Origin of the sequence: Halomonas sp. SL1 (genome assembly GCF_003030865.2) — a bacterium.
Classification (GTDB): Bacteria; Pseudomonadota; Gammaproteobacteria; order Pseudomonadales; family Halomonadaceae; genus Halomonas; species Halomonas halophila.
Genome location: NZ_PYUQ02000022.1, coordinates 51,070 through 68,281 on the forward strand (window position 1 = coordinate 51,070; position 17,212 = coordinate 68,281).

General features: G+C 68.8%; 18 protein-coding genes. 5 read left to right on the plus strand and 13 right to left on the minus strand.

Annotated elements, in window-relative coordinates:
- Nucleotides 1-6 precede the first annotated feature (6 nt).
- From tolB to C9J49_RS15115, 10 genes are all read right to left on the minus strand, one after another.
- Nucleotides 7-1,290, minus strand: coding sequence for a Tol-Pal system beta propeller repeat protein TolB (gene tolB, locus C9J49_RS15070; RefSeq protein WP_106487579.1), 1,284 nt, complete (start codon nucleotides 1,288-1,290; stop codon nucleotides 7-9).
- Nucleotides 1,290-2,402 (minus strand): cell envelope integrity protein TolA, encoded by a 1,113-nt coding sequence (tolA, locus tag C9J49_RS15075; protein ID WP_107181910.1) that lies wholly within the window; start codon nucleotides 2,400-2,402, stop codon nucleotides 1,290-1,292. The genes tolB and tolA overlap by 1 nt, the downstream gene beginning before the upstream one ends.
- Nucleotides 2,403-2,411: 9 nt before the next feature.
- On the minus strand, nucleotides 2,412-2,852 hold the full coding sequence (gene tolR / locus C9J49_RS15080; RefSeq protein WP_046078704.1) for a protein TolR: 441 nt from the start codon (nucleotides 2,850-2,852) through the stop codon (nucleotides 2,412-2,414).
- A gap of 12 nt (nucleotides 2,853-2,864) precedes the next feature.
- A complete protein-coding gene (gene tolQ, locus C9J49_RS15085) occupies nucleotides 2,865-3,542 on the minus strand; it encodes a protein TolQ (protein ID WP_172977757.1) in 678 nt (225 codons plus the stop codon).
- A 34-nt stretch (nucleotides 3,543-3,576) separates the two neighbouring features.
- A complete protein-coding gene (gene ruvB / locus C9J49_RS15090; protein ID WP_035593142.1) occupies nucleotides 3,577-4,611 on the minus strand; it encodes a Holliday junction branch migration DNA helicase RuvB in 1,035 nt (344 codons plus the stop codon).
- A gap of 51 nt (nucleotides 4,612-4,662) precedes the next feature.
- Nucleotides 4,663-5,274 (minus strand): Holliday junction branch migration protein RuvA, encoded by a 612-nt coding sequence (ruvA, locus tag C9J49_RS15095; RefSeq protein WP_107181911.1) that lies wholly within the window; start codon nucleotides 5,272-5,274, stop codon nucleotides 4,663-4,665.
- A gap of 124 nt (nucleotides 5,275-5,398) precedes the next feature.
- Nucleotides 5,399-5,944, minus strand: a complete 546-nt coding sequence (gene ruvC, locus C9J49_RS15100) for a crossover junction endodeoxyribonuclease RuvC (RefSeq protein ID WP_107181912.1) — start codon at nucleotides 5,942-5,944, stop codon at nucleotides 5,399-5,401.
- A 90-nt stretch (nucleotides 5,945-6,034) separates the two neighbouring features.
- A complete protein-coding gene (locus C9J49_RS15105; protein ID WP_107181913.1) occupies nucleotides 6,035-6,787 on the minus strand; it encodes a YebC/PmpR family DNA-binding transcriptional regulator in 753 nt (250 codons plus the stop codon).
- Between the two features lie 244 nt (nucleotides 6,788-7,031).
- Entirely contained in the window at nucleotides 7,032-8,813 is a 1,782-nt protein-coding gene (gene aspS / locus C9J49_RS15110; RefSeq protein ID WP_107181914.1) for an aspartate--tRNA ligase, read from the minus strand.
- 51 nt (nucleotides 8,814-8,864) lie between these two features.
- The gene (locus C9J49_RS15115; RefSeq protein WP_016854884.1) at nucleotides 8,865-9,098 is read right to left on the minus strand and encodes an FmdB family zinc ribbon protein; all 234 of its coding nucleotides are present in this window, start codon (nucleotides 9,096-9,098) and stop codon (nucleotides 8,865-8,867) included.
- A gap of 192 nt (nucleotides 9,099-9,290) precedes the next feature.
- Here C9J49_RS15115 and C9J49_RS15120 point away from each other — a divergent pair, with 192 nt between their 5' ends.
- From C9J49_RS15120 to C9J49_RS15130, 3 genes are all read left to right on the plus strand, one after another.
- Nucleotides 9,291-10,223 (plus strand): D-2-hydroxyacid dehydrogenase, encoded by a 933-nt coding sequence (locus C9J49_RS15120; RefSeq protein WP_107181915.1) that lies wholly within the window; start codon nucleotides 9,291-9,293, stop codon nucleotides 10,221-10,223.
- Between the two features lie 157 nt (nucleotides 10,224-10,380).
- Complete coding sequence (locus C9J49_RS15125; RefSeq protein ID WP_107181916.1) at nucleotides 10,381-11,295, plus strand: ribokinase; 915 nt, start codon at nucleotides 10,381-10,383, stop codon at nucleotides 11,293-11,295.
- 19 nt (nucleotides 11,296-11,314) lie between these two features.
- Nucleotides 11,315-12,256 carry a nucleoside hydrolase gene (locus tag C9J49_RS15130; RefSeq protein ID WP_107181917.1) on the plus strand — a complete coding sequence of 314 codons (942 nt, stop codon included), beginning with the start codon at nucleotides 11,315-11,317 and terminating at the stop codon, nucleotides 12,254-12,256.
- A gap of 88 nt (nucleotides 12,257-12,344) precedes the next feature.
- Here C9J49_RS15130 and C9J49_RS15135 read toward each other — a convergent pair whose 3' ends face one another.
- Complete coding sequence (locus C9J49_RS15135) at nucleotides 12,345-12,626, minus strand: acylphosphatase (RefSeq protein ID WP_107181918.1); 282 nt, start codon at nucleotides 12,624-12,626, stop codon at nucleotides 12,345-12,347.
- Nucleotides 12,627-12,755: 129 nt separating this feature from the next.
- Here C9J49_RS15135 and C9J49_RS15140 point away from each other — a divergent pair, with 129 nt between their 5' ends.
- Complete coding sequence (locus C9J49_RS15140) at nucleotides 12,756-13,808, plus strand: Glu/Leu/Phe/Val dehydrogenase (protein ID WP_107181919.1); 1,053 nt, start codon at nucleotides 12,756-12,758, stop codon at nucleotides 13,806-13,808.
- Between the two features lie 3 nt (nucleotides 13,809-13,811).
- Here the strand turns inward: C9J49_RS15140 and C9J49_RS15145 are convergent, their stop codons facing one another.
- The gene (locus C9J49_RS15145) at nucleotides 13,812-14,939 is read right to left on the minus strand and encodes a YihY/virulence factor BrkB family protein (protein WP_107181920.1); all 1,128 of its coding nucleotides are present in this window, start codon (nucleotides 14,937-14,939) and stop codon (nucleotides 13,812-13,814) included.
- 126 nt (nucleotides 14,940-15,065) lie between these two features.
- On the opposite strand from C9J49_RS15145, the gene C9J49_RS15150 reads away from it, so the two are divergent.
- Complete coding sequence (locus tag C9J49_RS15150) at nucleotides 15,066-16,160, plus strand: bifunctional nicotinamide-nucleotide adenylyltransferase/Nudix hydroxylase (RefSeq protein ID WP_035598507.1); 1,095 nt, start codon at nucleotides 15,066-15,068, stop codon at nucleotides 16,158-16,160.
- A gap of 122 nt (nucleotides 16,161-16,282) precedes the next feature.
- Here C9J49_RS15150 and C9J49_RS15155 read toward each other — a convergent pair whose 3' ends face one another.
- On the minus strand, nucleotides 16,283-17,200 hold the full coding sequence (locus tag C9J49_RS15155) for a LysR substrate-binding domain-containing protein (RefSeq protein ID WP_046078713.1): 918 nt from the start codon (nucleotides 17,198-17,200) through the stop codon (nucleotides 16,283-16,285).
- Between the last annotated feature and the right edge of the window lie 12 nt (nucleotides 17,201-17,212).

Here is a 17,212-nt window from a genome sequence, read left to right on the forward strand (position 1 = left end):
ATACATTCAGTTCAGAAACGGGGACCAGGCGGGCTCACGCACGTCGCCCTGGGCCGCGGGAAGACGGAACGAGGCCCGGCCGTCCGCGGAAACGCCCCCCAGCACACCATTACCGCCCTGCTGGGTGGCGAAGATTACCATGGTGCCGTTGGGCGCGACACTGGGGGACTCGGCCTGGCGGGCGTCGCCGAGCTCGACCAGGCGGCCGCTCTCCAGATCCTGCTTGGCCACCCGGTAGCCGTTGCTGCCGCGGTGGATCAGGAAGATGGATTCACCGTCAGGGGCGAAGCGCGCCCGAGCGTTGTAGTTGCCGGTGAAGGTGATGCGCTCCGGCGAGCCGCCAAGCGACTGACGATAGATCTGCGGGCCGCCGCTGCGGTCCGAGGTGTAGATCAGGCTGTTGCCGTCCGGCGACCAGGCCGGCTCGGTCTCGATGCTCTGGCTGTTGGTGACGCGTTGCAGGTTCTGCGAGGCGACGTCCATGACGTAGATCTCCGGCTGCCCGTCGCGGGACAGCGCCATCGCCAGCCGACGGCCGTCCGGCGACCAGGTCGGGGCGCTGTTGAGGCCCTCGAAGGAGGTCAGGCGTGCCCGACGGCCGCTGGCCACTTCCTGCACGTAGATGCCGGGCCGGCCGGACTCGAACGACACGTAGGCCAGCTTGCCGCCATCCGGTGACCAGGCCGGCGACATGATCGGCTCGTCCGAGCTCAGCACCTGCTGGCTGTTGCGACCGTCGGCGTCGGCGACGTAGAGCTGATAGGCGGTGTCGTCGCCGACGCCCTGGGAGGTGACGTAGGCGATGCGCGTGGAGAAGGCGCCGCGAATGCCGGTGATCTCCTCGAAGATCTTGTCGCTGATGCGGTGGGCGGCGGCGCGCATCTGATCCTGACCGGCGGTGATCACCTCGCCCAGCATCCGCGATTCGCCGCTGACGTTCATCAGCTCGTACTGGATCTCGACGCCGCCGCCGGTGCGGCTGACGCGGCCGACCACCAGATAACGGGTATCCAGCGCCTGCCAGTCGCCGAAGCTGACATCGTCGCCGCGGGTCGGCTGGGCGAACATCGCCTCGCGCTCCAGGGGCGCGAAGTAGCCGCTGCGCTCCAGGTCGTCGGAGATGATCCGCGCCACGTCCTGGGGCAGGTTCTCGCCTTCGGCGAACGGCACCACGGCGATCGGCGTGGCCTGCTCGTTGCCCTGGGTGATGTCGATGGTCAGGTCGGCCTGGGCCAGCGACGTGCACAGCAACAGCACGGCCGCCAGCCAGGTGGTGATCAAGGCTCTCATCAGCGTATGTCCCCCGGTCGGAATCTGAGATTGAACTCACGGTACTGGCGCTGCACCGAAGCGGGCAGCTCGCGCAGCTCGGCGAAGGGCGCGGCGGTTTCCACCGCGCTCAGCGCCGAACGGTCGAAGGCACTGTTGCCACTGCTACGACCGATGTTGGCGGCGAATAGCTCCCCGGAGGGCCCCAGGCGAACCGATATCTCGGCCGCGGCGCCGTCGGGGACGTTGGGCGGAATCGACCAGGCCTGCTCCACCGCCTGGCGCACCAGGTTGATGAAGCCGTTGGCCGCTTCCTCTGCCTGCTTGGCGTTGGCCACGGCCTCGGATTCGCCGGCGATGGCCTGGTCGAGGCTGTTCTGGGCGGCCTCGGCGGCGCGCTTGGCGGCGGCCTCACGCTCGCGCTGTTCCTCGGCTTCACGCTGGCGACGGGCCTCTTCCTCGGCCTGGCGCTGGCGTTCGGCTTCCGCCTCGCGCCGTCGCTGCTCCTCGGCTTCACGCTGACGGCGGGCCTCCTCCTCGGCCTGACGCTGGCGTTCGGCCTCCGCCTCGCGCTGGCGCTGTTCCTCGGCTTCGCGCTGACGACGGGCCTCTTCCTCGGCTTGACGCTGGCGTTCGGCTTCCGCCTCGCGCTGCCGCTGTTCCTCGGCTTCGCGCCGCTGGCGAGCGGCCTCCTGCTGACGCTCCCGCTCGGCCGCCTGCTCCGCGGCTTCGCGCTCGCGGCGCTCTGCTTCGGCGGCGGCCTGTTCGGCGGCCTCACGGGCTTGCTCGCGCTCGGCGGCCTGGGCCGCCTCCTGTGCCTGGCGCTGGGCTTCTTGCGCCTGCCGCTCCGCTTCGGCGGCGGCCTGACGTTCCGCCTCCGCCCGTTCGGCGGCTTCGGCCTCCCGTCGCTGCTGCTCCGCCCTGGCCTCGGCCCGGGCCTGCTGCTGCGCCTGCTGGGCCTGATCGGTGGCGGTCTCGGCGCGCACCAGGGTGGCGTTGACGATGGCCTGGTTGGGCGGCTCCTGCTCGGCGCTCGGGAAGCGGATCACGCTGACGACCAGCAGCCCCAGGTGCAGCCCGACGGCGAGGATCAGCGGCAGTCCGTAGCCGACATGGCGATGTTGTTTAGCCATGCGTCCTCCTCAGGCGTCCCCGGGCGGGGGCTCGGAGATCAGCCCGACGTTGGCCACGCCCGAGGTCTGCAGGGTGCTCATCAGGGTGACGATCTGGCCATAGGCCACGTTGCGGTCGCCGCGGACCAGGACGCGGGTGCCCGGCTCGCGCTCGAGCAGGATACCGACCCGCTGGCCGAGCTCGTCGAGGTCGACGGCGGTCTCGTCACCGCTCAGGCTGACGTAGATCTGGCCCTCGCTGTCCACCGAGACGACGATCGGATCGCGATCCTCGCTGTCCTCGATCGGCTCGGAGGTCACCTGGGGCAGGTCCACCTTGACGCCCTGGGTCAGCATCGGCGCGGTGATCATGAAGATCACCAGCAGCACCAGCATCACGTCGATGAAGGGGACGACGTTGATCTCGTTCATCGGCTTGCGCCGGCCCATGCGGTTGAAGGGTCCGTGCATGGCGTGCCCTCCTTAGCCGGCGGCGGATTCGCCGCGACCCTGCAGGTTGCGGTGCAGGATGGAATGGAACTCCTCGGCGAAGTCCTCGTACTTGCCCAGCAGGCGGCTGGATTCCGCCGACAGCCGGTTGTAGAAGATCACCGCGGGGATGGCCGCGAACAGGCCCATGGCGGTGGCGATCAGCGCCTCGGCGATCCACGGCGCCACGGTGCCGAGCGTGGCCTGCTGGGCCATGGACAGCGACTGGAAGGAGCCCATGATGCCCCACACGGTGCCGAACAGCCCGATGTAGGGGCTGGACGAGGCCACGGTGGCCAGGAACACCAGGTGCAGGTTGAGGCGGTCCTCCTCGCGGGACCAGGCCACGCGCATGCTGCGCTGCACGCCGTCGAGGATGGCCTGGGGACTCTGGGTCTTCGGCATCAGGCGATTGAACTCGCGGAAGCCGGCGCGAAAGATGTGCTCGGCGCCCAGGGTCTCCTGCTCGGCGGGCGTCTCGCGATACAGCTCGTTGAGGTCGACCCCGGACCAGAAGCGGTCCTCGAATTCACGGTGGGCCTTGCGCGCGCGGCGCATCACGAAGGTGCGCTGGAAGATCACCACCCAGGACAGCAGCGAACCCAGCAGCAGCAGCAGCATCACCGCCTGGACCACGCCGCTGGCGTTCATGATCAGGTGGGGAATGGACATGGCGTCGTTCACGGGAATCCTCGTCTCGTCGAAGTCAGTCTTGGGAAGGCGTCGGCGCCGGGGCGCGGTCGTCCGGAGCCAGGCCGAAGTGCTGCCAGGCCTGACGGGTCACCACCCGGCCGCGGGCGGTGCGCATCATCAGCCCCTGCTGGATCAGGTAGGGCTCGATGACGTCCTCGATGGTGTCGCGCTCCTCGCCGATGGCCGCGGCCAGGGAGTCGACGCCCACCGGGCCGCCGTCGAATTTCTCGATCATCGCCAGCAGCAGCCGGCGGTCCATGTGGTCCAGGCCGTGGTGGTCGACGTGGAGCATGTTCAGGGCCTGGTCGGCGATCTCGGCGTCGATGCGTCCGCCGCCGCGTACCTCGGCGTAGTCGCGCACGCGGCGCAGCAGGCGGTTGGCGATGCGCGGGGTGCCGCGGGAGCGGCGCGCCACTTCCCGGGCGCCGGCGTCGTCGGTGGTCACGCCCAGCAGCCGCGCTGAACGGGCGACGATCTCGCTGAGCTCGTCGATGGAGTAGAACTCCAGGCGCTGGACGATGCCGAAGCGGTCGCGCAGCGGCGAGGTCAGCAGGCCTGCCCGGGTGGTGGCGCCGACCAGGGTGAACGGTGGCAGGTCGAGCTTGATCGAGCGCGCGGCCGGCCCCTCGCCGATCACGATGTCGAGCTGGAAATCCTCCATGGCGGGATAGAGGATCTCTTCCACCACCGCCGACAGGCGATGGATCTCGTCGATGAACAGCACGTCGCCGGGCTGAAGGTTGGTGAGCATGGCGGCGAGATCGCCGGCCCGCTCGAGCACCGGCCCGGAGGTCGACTTCAGGCCGACGCCCATCTCGGTGGCGATGATGTTGGCGAGCGTGGTCTTGCCGAGCCCCGGTGGGCCGAACACCAGGGTGTGGTCGAGGCTCTCGTCGCGGCCGCGGGCGGCGTGGATGAAGATCTCCAGCTGCTCGCGGACCCGCGGCTGGCCGATGTAGTCGCCGAGCTGCTTGGGGCGGATGGCGTGATCGAGATGGCCCTCGCCCTCGCGATCCTCGGCGGCGATCAGGCGGTCAGTCTCCAGCATGGGTGTCCTCCGCCGGCATCGTGATGAAAGGCTGCGTATCGGGCATGGTCATCAACCGGCCATGCGACGCGCGAGCGCCGCCTTGATGATCGCCTCGGTGCTGCCCTCTTCCTCGAGGCCGGTGAGCATGCGCGCGGCCTCGGCCGGCTTGTAGCCGAGGCTGACCAGCGCCGCCTCGGCCTCGGCCAGCGGCTCCTGGCGCGGTTCGGCGGCGGCGCCGGGCGACGGTGCCACGCCGGCGGCGGGCGCTTCGGCCTCCCAGTGCGGGAAGCGGTCGCGCATCTCGACGATCAGCCGCTCGGCGGTCTTCTTGCCGACGCCGGGCAGGCGCGTCAGCGACTTGACGTCGTCGTCCATCACGCAGCGGATGAAGGCTTCCTCGTCCATGCCGGAGAGGATGGCCAGGGCCAGCTTGGGGCCGACGCCGTTGACCTTGATCAGGGCACGGAACAGCGCCCGCTCCTGCTCGCGGGCGAAGCCGTAGAGCAGGTGGGCGTCGTCGCGTACGGTGAGATGGGTATGCAGCACCACGTCCTCGCCGACCCCGGGCAATGCCACCAGGGTGGTCATGGAGGCCTCCAGCTCGTAGCCGACCCCGGCCACGTCCAACAGCAGCCAGGGCGGCTGCTTGTCGATCAGGGTGCCTCGCAAGCGTCCGATCATGATATGTCACTGTCCTTGATGATGAATCCGCAGCGCGTCGCGCTCACTATACTGGTCCCCTCCGGGCCATGCCAGCCCGCGGAACGCTGTTCGACAACCGACTCGGCGTCGCCGTCAGGCGACATCACTCGGGGCGAAAGTCCCGCCAGGACGCGCTCTTGCCACGCCCTCGCCCGCCGCCGCCGTAGCTGCCCCGGCAGATCAGTCCGACCCGGGCATAGGCATGCGTCAGGGCGATGGCCAGGGCGTCGGCGGCATCGGCCTGGGGCGTGCCGGAGAGACCCAGGATGGCGGTCACCATGTGCTGCACCTGGGTCTTGTCGGCCGCCCCGCCGCCGGTGACCGCCTGCTTGATCTGGCGCGGGCCGTACTCGCTGACCGGCAGGCCGTGATTGGCCGCGCAGACGATGGCGGTGCCCCGCGCCTGGCCGAGCTTGAGCGCCGAGTCGGCGTTCTTCGACATGAACACCTGCTCGATGGCGAACTCGCCGGGCCCGTGCAGGCCGATCACCTCGCTGACCCCGGCGTAGACCTGGGCCAGGCGCTGGGCGAGATCGTCGCCGCGGGTGCGGATGCAGCCGCTGGTCACGTACTTCGGCTTGGGCTCGGTCACGTCCAGCACGCCGTAGCCGGTGATCCGGGATCCCGGATCGATGCCCAGGATCAGCATGTCGGGCCCTTCATCTCGCGGGGGCTAGTCATCATGCAGTGCTTCCAGAATGTCATCGGCGCACGGTCGAGAGCGCGTGGGTGTTCGACCTCAATCATGCAGTGCTTCCAGAATGTCATCGGAGAAGTCGGCATTGGTGTAAACATTCTGCACATCGTCCAGGTCCTCGAGCCGGTCGACCAGCCCGACGATGCGCCGGCCGAGTTCGACGTCGTCGATGCGGGTGTAAGTGTCGGGATACAGCCCCACGTCGCTGGCCTCGGGCGTGATGCCCGCCTCGACCAGGGCGTCCTTCACGGCGCCGAAGGTGTCCGGCGTGGTGACGATCTCCAGGCGGCCGTCCTCGAGGGTCTCGATGTCCTCGGGCTCGGCAGCCAGGGTCGCTTCCATGGCCGTCTCCTCGTCGACGCCTGGCGGCAGCGTCAGCCTCCCCTGCTTGTGGAACATGAAGGCCACCGAGCCGGAGGTGCCGAGGTTGCCGCCGTGCTTGCCGAAGGCGTGTCGCACCTCGGAGACAGTTCGATTGCGGTTATCGGTCATGGCCTCGACCATCACCGCCACGCCTTCGGGGCCGTAGCCCTCGTAGACGACCTCCTCCATGGCGTCGCCGTCGGTGTTGCCGGCGCCGCGATCCACCGCACGCTGCACGGTGTCCTTGGGCATGTTGTTGCCGAGCGCCTTGTCCATGGCGGCGCGCAGGCGCGGGTTGTCCTCGGGATCGCCGCCGCCCTGCCGCGCGGCCACGGTCAGCTCGCGGATCAGCTTGTTGAAGATCTTGCCGCGCCTGGCGTCCTGAGCCGCCTTGCGATGCTTGATATTGGACCATTTGCTATGGCCGGCCATATTCCCTCCTTTCTTGGTGGCTCGTCAGTCGGGAAAACGCCCATGTTGCTGTACCCAGCGAGATGAGCGCCGAGGATAAGGGGGAGCGAGGTTCTTTTGACAGGACGTCAAAAGAAGCGCCCAGGGATGGGTTTACCGCGTCCTCGCGACACCTTGTCGTCGGTAAAGCAAATCTGGGTATCGAAGCCCAGAAACGACACCGGCGCCACAAGGGGCGCCGGTGCGATCACGGGAGACTCGCCGCTTATTCGGCGGCGCCCTCCGCCTTGGCCTTCTGGCGCAGACGAATGTTGAGCTCCTTGAGCTGCTCGCCGCTGACCTCGCCCGGGGCGTCGGTCATCAGGCAGGCCGCGCTCTGGGTCTTGGGGAAGGCGATCACCTCACGGATGGTGCGGGCACCGCTCATCAGCATCACCAGGCGGTCGAGGCCGAAGGCCAGGCCGCCGTGGGGCGGCGCGCCGTACTGCAGGGCGTCGAGCAGGAAGCCGAACTTCTCGCGGGCCTCTTCCTCGCCGATGCCGAGCAGCTCGAGCACGCTCTGCTGCATGGCCTGGTCGTGGATACGGATCGAGCCGCCACCCAGCTCGGTGCCGTTGAGCACCATGTCATAGGCGCGGGACAGCGCCTCGGCCGGGTTGTTCTTGAGCGTTTCCACGTCGCAGGACGGCGCGGTGAACGGGTGGTGCAGCGCCTGCAGGCGGGCTTCGCCGTCGGCCTCGAACATCGGGAAGTCGACCACCCACAGCGGCGACCACTCGGCGGTGTAGAGGTCGAGGTCCTCGCCCAGCTTGACGCGCAGCGCGCCCAGCGCCTCGTTGACGATGTTGGTCTTGTCCGCGCCGAAGAAGATGATGTCGCCGTCCTCGGCACCGACGCGGTCCAGCAGCTGCTCGACCACGCCTTCCATGAACTTGACGATCGGCGACTGCAGGCCATCGAGGCCCTTGGCGCGCTCGTTGACCTTGATCCAGGCCAGGCCGCGGGCGCCGTAGATGCCGACGAACTTGGTGTACTCGTCGATTTCCTTGCGAGTCAGGGTGGCGCCGCCCTTGACCTTGAGCGCGGCCACGCGGCCGTCATCGGCGTTGGCCGGGCCGGAGAAGACCTTGAAGTCCACGTCCTTCATCAGGTCGTCGACGTCGGTCAGCTCGAGCGGGATACGCAGGTCCGGCTTGTCGGAACCGAAGCGCTGCATGGCCTCGGCGTAGGGCATGCGCGGGAATTCCGGCAGCTCGACGTCGAGCACGTCCTTGAACAGGTTGCGCACCATGTTCTCGGTGATCGACATGATGTCCTCTTCCTCGACGAAGGAGGCCTCGAGGTCGATCTGGGTGAACTCGGGCTGGCGGTCGGCGCGCAGGTCCTCGTCGCGGAAGCACTTGGCGATCTGGTAGTAGCGGTCGAAGCCGGAGACCATCAGCAGCTGCTTGAACAGCTGCGGCGACTGCGGCAGCGCGAAGAAGCTGCCCGCATGGGTGCGGCTCGGCACCAGGTAGTCGCGGGCGCCTTCCGGGGTGGCGCGAGTCAGGATCGGCGTCTCGATGTCGAGGAAGCCCTGCCCCTCGAGATAGGCGCGCACGCTGTGGGAGATGCGCGAGCGCAGGCGCAGCTTGTCGATCATCTCCGGACGGCGCAGGTCGATGTAGCGGTGCTTGAGGCGCACTTCCTCGCCGACCTTGCCGTGCTCGTCGAGCTGGAACGGGGGCGTGGCGGCGGTGTTGAGGACCTCCACGTCCTTGGCCAGTACCTCGATCAGGCCGGTGGGCATGTTCGGGTTCTGGGTGCCCTCGGGGCGCAGACGCACGCGGCCGCTGATGCGCAGCACGTATTCGCTGCGGGCGCGGTCGGCATTGGCGAAGGCCTCGGCGGTGTCGGGGTCGACCACGACCTGGGCGATGCCGTCCCGGTCGCGCATGTCGAGGAAGATGACCCCGCCATGGTCACGGCGGCGGTGGACCCAGCCGCACAGGGTGACCGTCTGATCCACCATGGTCTCGTTCAGCTGGCCGCTATAATGGCTGCGCATGTCGTATCCTGTTCTGTTGCGTGAAGTGATGTAGGGAGGCGACGACCGCGGTCAGGCCGCCGACCCGGACGTCTCGCCCCCGCCGGCCAGGTTCTTCTTGCTGCCGGACTTGAAGTCGGTCTCGTACCAGCCGCTGCCTGCCAGGCGAAAGCCTGCCGCGGAGACCAGGCGGTCGAGCTCGGCCTGTTCGCAGGCCGGGCAGTCGGTCAACGGCGCAGCGCTGATCTTCTGCAGCTTTTCCAGGCGGTGGCCGCAGGCCTTGCACTCGTATTCGTAGATGGGCATGGTTCGATATCTCCCGGTAACGACGTCCCAGAGGGCGATGCGGACCGAACGGGCCCGCGACACGTTCTGCGATATAGGGTCGGGCGGCGAAGATTCCAACACTGGCCTGCCCGGAAAGCCCGACATTATAGCCTGCCGTCAGGCTCCAGGCCCAGCCCCGCGGCGACGTCTCTAACGACAAGGAAGACCGCCATGCATGCCGTGATTCTCGACGCCGCCAGTCTGGGCGATGGTATCGATCTGTCGCCGATCCGCGAACGTGTCTCTCGCCTCGACGTTCACGACTTCACTGACCGCGACGAGGCCGTTGCACGGCTCGAGGGCGCCCAGGTGGCCATCGTCAACAAGGTGGTGCTCGATGCCGAGACCCTGGCCGCCCTGCCCCATCTCAGGCTGATCTGCGTGCTGGCCACCGGCACCAACAACATCGCCATGGACGAGGCCGAGCGCCGCGGCATCGAGGTGCGCAACGTCGCCGCCTACGGCACGGCGAGCGTGGCTCAGCACACCCTGATGCAACTGCTGGCCCTGGCCAACCGCCTGCCGCGCTACCAGCGTGACGTGGCCGAGGGACGCTGGGGAAAAAGCCCCTTCTTCTGCCTGATGGATCACACCACACTGCAGCTCGAGGGCAAGCGGCTGGTCATCGTCGGCCAGGGTGAGCTCGGCACTCGGGTCGGCGAACTCGCCGGCGCCTTCGGCATGGAGGTCGTCTTCGCCGCGCGCCCCGGCGCCGAGCAGGATGCCCGCCCGACGCTCGCCGAGCTCGTCCCCACCGCCGATGCCATCAGCCTGCACTGTCCGCTCACCGAAGCCAGCCGCCACCTGGTCGACGCCGACCTGCTGGCCAGGCTCAAGCCCTCGGCGCTGGTGGTCAACTGCGCCCGTGGCGGCATGATCGACGAGATTGCCGCCCTCGACGCCCTGCGCGAAGGCCGGCTCGGCGGGCTCGCCGTCGACGTGCTGCCCGAGGAGCCGCCGCGCGACGGCCATCCTTTGATCGATGCCCTGAGCGAACCGCTCAACCTGATCGTCACGCCCCACAGCGCCTGGATCAGCCCCGAGGCTCGCCAGCGCATCGTCGAGCTCACCGCCGACAATCTGAGTCGCCCCCTTCGGGACTGAAAACCGTTATACCGCCAGGCTTGAGTTTGGTGGTTCAAGATAAGAGATAACGGTATAAATCAGAGATCGGGTCGCAGCCTGGCTTGCGAAGGTCGCTCCGGGCCCCGATACTCTCGCCGGTATCGTTTTCACCCAAGCCCCTCATCCGGACGACGGCATGCTGCACAACTTCGGGTCGATCAATCTCGACCACATCTATCGTGTTCCTCACCTGGTCACGCCCGGCGAGACCCTCACCAGCCACGGCTACCGCGTCGGGCTCGGCGGCAAGGGCGCCAACCAGTCGCTGGCCATGGCCCGTGCCGGCGGCCAGGTGCGCCACTGGGGCCGCCTCGGCCGGCAGGACGCCTGGGCACGCGACCTGCTCGAGGCCTCCGGGGTCGACGTCGGCAGCGTCGAGCTGGTGGACGAGCCCAGCGGCCATGCCATCATCCAGGTGGACGACGCGGGCGAGAACGCCATCCTGCTCTTCCCCGGCGCCAATCACGGCTTCAACGAGGCGGCGCTGGATGCCCGTCTGGCCGAGGCCACGCCCGGCGACTGGCTGCTGGCCCAGAACGAATGCATCGCCCTGCCCTACCTGTTCGAGGCGGCGCGCGAGCGCGGGCTGCATATCGCCTTCAACCCGGCGCCGATGACCGCCGACGCCGCCGAGCTGCCGCTGGAGGCGTGCCGGCTGCTGTTCGTCAATCGCAGCGAGGCAGAGATGCTCACCGGCCTGCCCGCCGGCAGCGCCGCCTCTGCCCTGCTCGACGCCCTGGCCAGTCGCCTGCCGGCCACCGAGACCGTGCTGACCCTGGGCGGCGACGGCGCCTGGTACCAGTTTGGCGAGACGCGCCACTTCCAGCCGCCGATGCCGGTCACGCCGGTCGACACCACCGCCGCCGGCGACACCTTCATCGGCTACTATCTGGCGGCACTGCAGGACGGCGAAGGCCCCGAGGCCTGCCTGGAACGGGCCGCCGCGGCCGCCGCCCTCGGCGTGCAGCGCTCCGGCGCGGCCGAGAGCATTCCCGAGGCCGCCGAAGTGGCCGAGTGGCAGCGCCAGACTCAGACCCCGAACACTCCCTGAACCGACCGCCGAGGACGCCATGTCTGAACCGATCATCTTCGATACCGATCCGGGCGTCGACGACGCCCAGGCCATCGCCATCGCCTTGCACCATCCCGACATCGAGCTGCTGGGCATGACCACCACCTTCGGCAACGTCGACGTGGAGACCGCCACCCACAACGCCCTGCTGCTGTCCGAGCTGTCCGGCCAGCGCATCCCGGTGGCCCAGGGCGCGGCGGTGCCGATGGTCAAGCCGCGCCATCCGGCGCCGGCGCACATCCACGGCGCCAACGGCCTCGGCGACATCGCACTGCCGGCGGTGACCGGCCAGGCCGACGCCCGCAGCGCGGCGCAGTTCATCGTCGATACCGTCAACGCCCGCCCCGGCGAGGTGTCGCTGGTGGCCGTGGGGCCGCTGGGCAACCTGGCCGCGGCGCTGCAGATCGACCCGGGCATCACCGAGCGGGTCAAGCGCGTGGTGGTGATGGGCGGCTCGATCAAGGAAGGCGGCAACGTCACCCCGGTGGCCGAGGCCAACATCTTCAACGACCCCCACGCCGCCCAGCGGGTGCTGACCGCCGGCTGGCCGCTGACTCTGGTCGGCCTCGACGTCACCCACCGCTGCGTGCTGGCCCCGCAGCACATGGAGCGCATCGCCGCCGGCCAGGGCGCGCTGGGCGAGGTGCTGGCCGGCAGCTACGCCTTCTACCGCGAGTTCTACCAGGGCGCGCTGGGCATCGACGGCTGCTGCCCGCACGACAGCCTGGCCCTGGCCTGGCTGGTGCGTCCGGAACTGTTCACCGTCGCCAGCGGCCATCTCAATGTGGCCACCGAAGGACCCGCGGAGGGGCAGACCCTGTTCGCGTCCGAGGGTCGCGAGTTCATCGCCCCGCGCTGGTCGCAGACGCCGCTGGCCGACGTCTGCCTGGGCGTCGACGGCAGTGCCGTGGTCGACTGGATCACCGAGACCCTCGCCTGATCCGCATCGAAACGTCAGTCATGACGACACCGCCGGCCCACTGGGCCGGCGGTTTTCGTTGGCGCGCCGTGTCTCGCTCGCGGCGCCGTCAGCCGGTGATGAAATCGTCCGGCGCCTCGCCCTGGGCCAGCGCGATCTCTTCGCTCTCGACGCTCGTGACCTCGGCATTCGGTGGCCCCTGCCACAGCCAGGCCGCCACGGCCTCGACGTCCTCGCGTGCCCCGCACAGCAGCACCTCCACGCGGCCATCGGCGAGATTGATGGCGTAGCCGGTCACCCCGGACTGCCTCGCGCGCTCCTGGGTGGAACGGCGATACCAGACGCCCTGGACGCGGCCGCTGACACGCGCTTTGATGGCATGAGCTTCCATTCGACGCCTCCTTCGTGAGCGGTTGGCGATGATGATGACCTAATCTACAGGGTGACATCGGCGTTTGCGCGGTCACAAGCCTCGTCGCGCCGTCTCACTGCCCCGGTTTCCTCATAAGGGAGACGCCTCATGCCGGTCTTCGATCATCCCGATTTCGACCACCATCAGCAGGTCATTCACGGCTGCGACGCGGCCAGCGGCCTGCGCGCCATCATCGCCATCCACGACACCACCCGCGGCCCGGCGCTCGGCGGGCTGCGAATCTATCCCTACGCCAGCGAGGCCGACGCCCTCACCGACGTGCTGCGGCTGTCCCGCGGCATGACCTACAAGTCGGCATTGGCCGATCTGCCGCTGGGCGGCGGCAAGGCGGTGATCATCGCCGATCCGCGTCGCGACAAGACACCCGAGCTATTGCGCGCCATGGGCCGACTGATCGACTCGCTGGGCGGGCGCTACATCACCGCCGAGGATTCCGGTTCCGGCGAGGCGGACATGCGCGTCATCGCCGAGGTCACCCCCCACGTGGGCGGGCTCGGCCGCGATGGCAGCTCCGGCGACCCCTCGCCCTGGACCGCCCTCGGCGTCTTCCATGCCATGCAGAGCGCCGTCTACCACGGCCTCGGCCGGGCGGAATCCGAGGATCAGTTCGCCGGGCTGCGGGTCGCCCTCCAGGGCGTCGGGCACGTCGGCACCCATCTGGCCCGGCGGCTCCACAACGCCGGCGCGCGGCTGGTGCTGGCCGACGTCGACCGCGACGCGGTGACCCGGCTGGCCGGGGAGCTGGAGGCCGAGATGGTGGCGCCCGAGGCCATCGTCGATGCCGAGGTGGACGTCTTCGCCCCCTGCGCCATGGGCGCGGCGCTGACGCCGGAGGTGGTGAGGCGCCTCAAGGCGCGGGTGGTGTGCGGGGCGGCCAACAATCAGCTGGCCCACGCGGAGGTGGCGGGCCAGCTGCAGGCCCGCGGCATCCTCTACACGCCCGACTACGTGGCCAATGCCGGCGGCGTGATCGAGATCGCCTGGCAGCGCCGTGACGACGCTCGCCCCGAGGCGGTGATGGCGCATATCGCCGGGATCGGCACGACCCTGGACGAGATCTTCGCCAGGGCCGCGCAGGAGGGCCGCAGCCCGGCCCCGGTCGCCGACGACATGGCCCGGGAGCGGTTCGAGGCCGGCTGAGGCTCAGCGAGGCGAAGTGGGTCGGGAGACCGGGTCGCCATTGGTGCCATCGGCGTCCTTCGCCCTCGCCTCGGCGTGGGAGGACGACCCGCTGGCACGTTCGCCGGAGGGCGTGCCATCAGACGCCTCGTGGGAGGACGTCTCGTGAGGCGTCGCGTCGGCACGGTGGCGGCCGGGCCACCAGCGATGGCTGTTCGTCGCGGGCTCGTCACGGGACTCGTCCTCGACCAGCTCGTGATGCACCAGCACGGCGGTATTGCGCGGGATCACCTTGCCGCCCCGTGCCAGCAGCAGGCTCTTGGTGAAGGCGGCGCCGAACAGCAGGATCAGCGAGCTGTAGTAGACCCACAGCAGCACGACCACCACCGAGCCCGCCGCCCCGTAGGTGGACGCGGTGGCGGTATAGGCCAGGTAGGTGGCGATGGCGCTGCGACCCACGGCGAACAGCAGTGCGGTCACCACGGCCCCCACCAGCACGTCGCGCCAGCTCAGCAGCACGTCCGGCAGCACCCGGAAGATGGTCGCAAACAGGGCGCTGACCAGCGCCAGCGAGACCAGGAACTCCCCCCCGGCGGTCAGGGCGCCGACGAACGGCATCAGGTCATCGGCCGCGTTCAGCAGCGACTTGACCGCCACGCCCAGCACCAGCGACACCAGCAGGATGAAGCCGATGGCCAGCACCACCGTCATCGACAGGGTGCGCTTCTTGAGCAGCAGCAGCACGCTGTTGGCCTTCGGGTGAGCGGTGACGCCCCACAGGGTATTCAGCGAGTACTGCATCTGGCCGAACACGGTGGTCGCGCCGACCAGCATGGCGCCGATGCCCATCAGCGTCGGCCACAGCCCCGAGGCCTCGATGCGCGACTGGGCCACGGCGTTCTGGATGGCCTCGGCGGCCCCGGTGCCCATGGTGCCCTCGAGCTGGGCGACGATCTGCCCCTGGGCGGCCTCCTCGCCCAACACCACGCCGATGACGGTCACCGCGATGATCATGGTCGGTGCCAGCGAGAACAGCGTGTAGAAGGCCAGCGAGCCGGCATAGCTGAAGGCGTTGCGCTCGACCCACAGCTTGACGGCGTCGCGGGTCACGACCCACCAGAAGAGTACGACCTGCTTGATACGGCTCCACATCACGATGTCTCCTTCACAGTCCCTTGCCGCGTCAGCATACCGGAGCCTTCCGGTCGTCACGAGCATTGGCATTGCACGGCTTCATGGGGCTCACCATAATGGGCCTTTTCTCGCCGGAGCCCCGCCATGTGTCCGCCGCCGGACGCCGAGACGTCCTCCCCCGACTTCGACTGCCTGGTCTTCATCGGCCGCTTCCAGCCGCCCCACCTGGGGCATCTGGCGGTGATCCACGAGGCGCTCAAGCGGGCCCGGCAGGTGATCGTGCTGGTGGGCTCCGCCTGGCAGGCCCGCTCGCTGCGCAATCCCTGGCGCTTCGACGAGCGCCGCCGGATGCTCAGGAGCGCTTTCGACGCCGACGACAACGCCAGGCTCGAGATCGTGCCGCTGCTCGATGCACTCTACAACAACGACGTCTGGGTCCGTGACGTGCAGCGCAAGGTGCGCGACATCGCCTCGCCGAGCCATGCCAGACTGCCGCGTATCGGCCTGATCGGCGCCAGCCGCGGCCAGTCCAGCTACTACCTCTCGCTCTTCCCACAGTGGGAGTCCGTCAGCGTGCCGATGGTCGAGGGCATCTCGGCGAGCCAGATCCGCGAGCGGCTGTTCCGCTCGTCGATCGCCGCGGCCGACTACGCCAGCGCCGGCGCCTCCCACGACCTGCCGCCGGGCGTCGTGGACAGCCTCAAGGGATTCCTCGAGACCGAGGCCTTCGAGCAGCTGGTGGAGGAACAGGGGCTGCTGGAGCAGTACCGTCAGGCCTGGGCCCATGCGCCCTACCCGCCGGTGTTCGTCACCGCCTGCGCGGTGGTGGTGCAGTCGGGGCACGTGCTGCTGGTCAAGCGTACCGCGGCGCCGGGCAAGGGGCTCTATGCCCTCCCCGGCGGCTTCATCAGCCCTCAGGAGCGGCTGCTGGACGCCTGCCTGCGGGAGCTGCGCGAGCGGGTGCGGCTCAAGGTACCGGAACCGGTGCTGAAGGGATCGCTGCGCGGGCAGCGGCTGTTCGACGAGCCACATCGCAGCTGGCGGGGACGCACCCTGGCGGAAGCCTTCTACTTCGCCCTGCGCCCGGAGCAGCAGCTGCCGCAGCTCAAGCCGGTCAAGGGCGGCGACCACGCCCGCTGGGTGCCGCTGGCCGACCTCGAACCCGATGCGCTGTTCGAGGACCACTTCTTCATCATCCAGAATTTCCTGGGCCTGCCCGCGGACTTCGGTGGCCCGTGATCGGGGTATAGCAGAGCGGACATGGGGTCAGACCCTTCAGTGGCCTTAGGATCTCCGATCCTAAGGCCACTGAAGGGTCTGACCCCGAGACGGCGCCCGATACGATGATCCGAACCGACAGATCAGGCCTGGAGGAAATCCCGCGGCAACTTCATCATCTGCCGCCACAGCTTCTCCACCCCCGGCTTGTGCACCAGAGAGCAGCGATAGAGCCGGATCTCCAGCGGCACGTCGTAGCTCTCGGCGCCAGCCCGCACCAGGCGACCGCTGTTGAGCTCCTCGCGGATGCAGAAGTCGGGAATCCAGGCCATGCCCACTCCCTGCAGCACCATGCCCTTGAGGCCTTCGGCCATGGCGGTCTCGTAGACCACCCGCAGCCGCATCCGCAGCGGGTCGTTCTTGAGCAGCATGCGCACGCTGCGCCCGAGGAAGGCGCCCTGGGTATAGGCCAGGTACGGCACCTCCTGGCGCCCCTCCAGTGGGAAGCGTGGCTTGCCCGACTCGTCCGGCAGGCTCACCGGCACCATCTTGACCTGGCCGATGGAGAACGACGGAAAGACCTCGGCGTCGAGCTGCATGGTGGCATAGGGGTCGTAGTAAGCCAGCATCAGGTCGCAGTTGCCTTCCCTCAGCACGTGGATGGCATCGCCCACGTTCATTGCCACCAGCCGCGTCGGCAGCTCGCCCACGCCCTTCTGCAGGCGAGAGATCCAGGGCGGGAAGAAGCTCAGTGCCAGGGAGTGGGCGGCGACGATGTCGAGCGCCTCGTTGGCCATCGACAGTCCGCGCAGGTGCCCGAGGCTCTCGTTGAGCTGCTCGACCATGTTGCGCGCAGTGACCAGGAACAGCTGGCCCTGGGGCGTGAGATCGACCGGGGTGGTGGAGCGATCGACCAGGGTCACGCCCACGGCCTGCTCCAGGGAGCGGATGCGACGACTGAAGGCCGGCTGCGTGACATGACGCTGGCGGGCCGAGGCGGAAAAGCTGCGGGTATTGGCCAGGGCGACGAAGTCTTCCAGCCACTTGGTCTCGAGGTTCACCACGACTCCCGA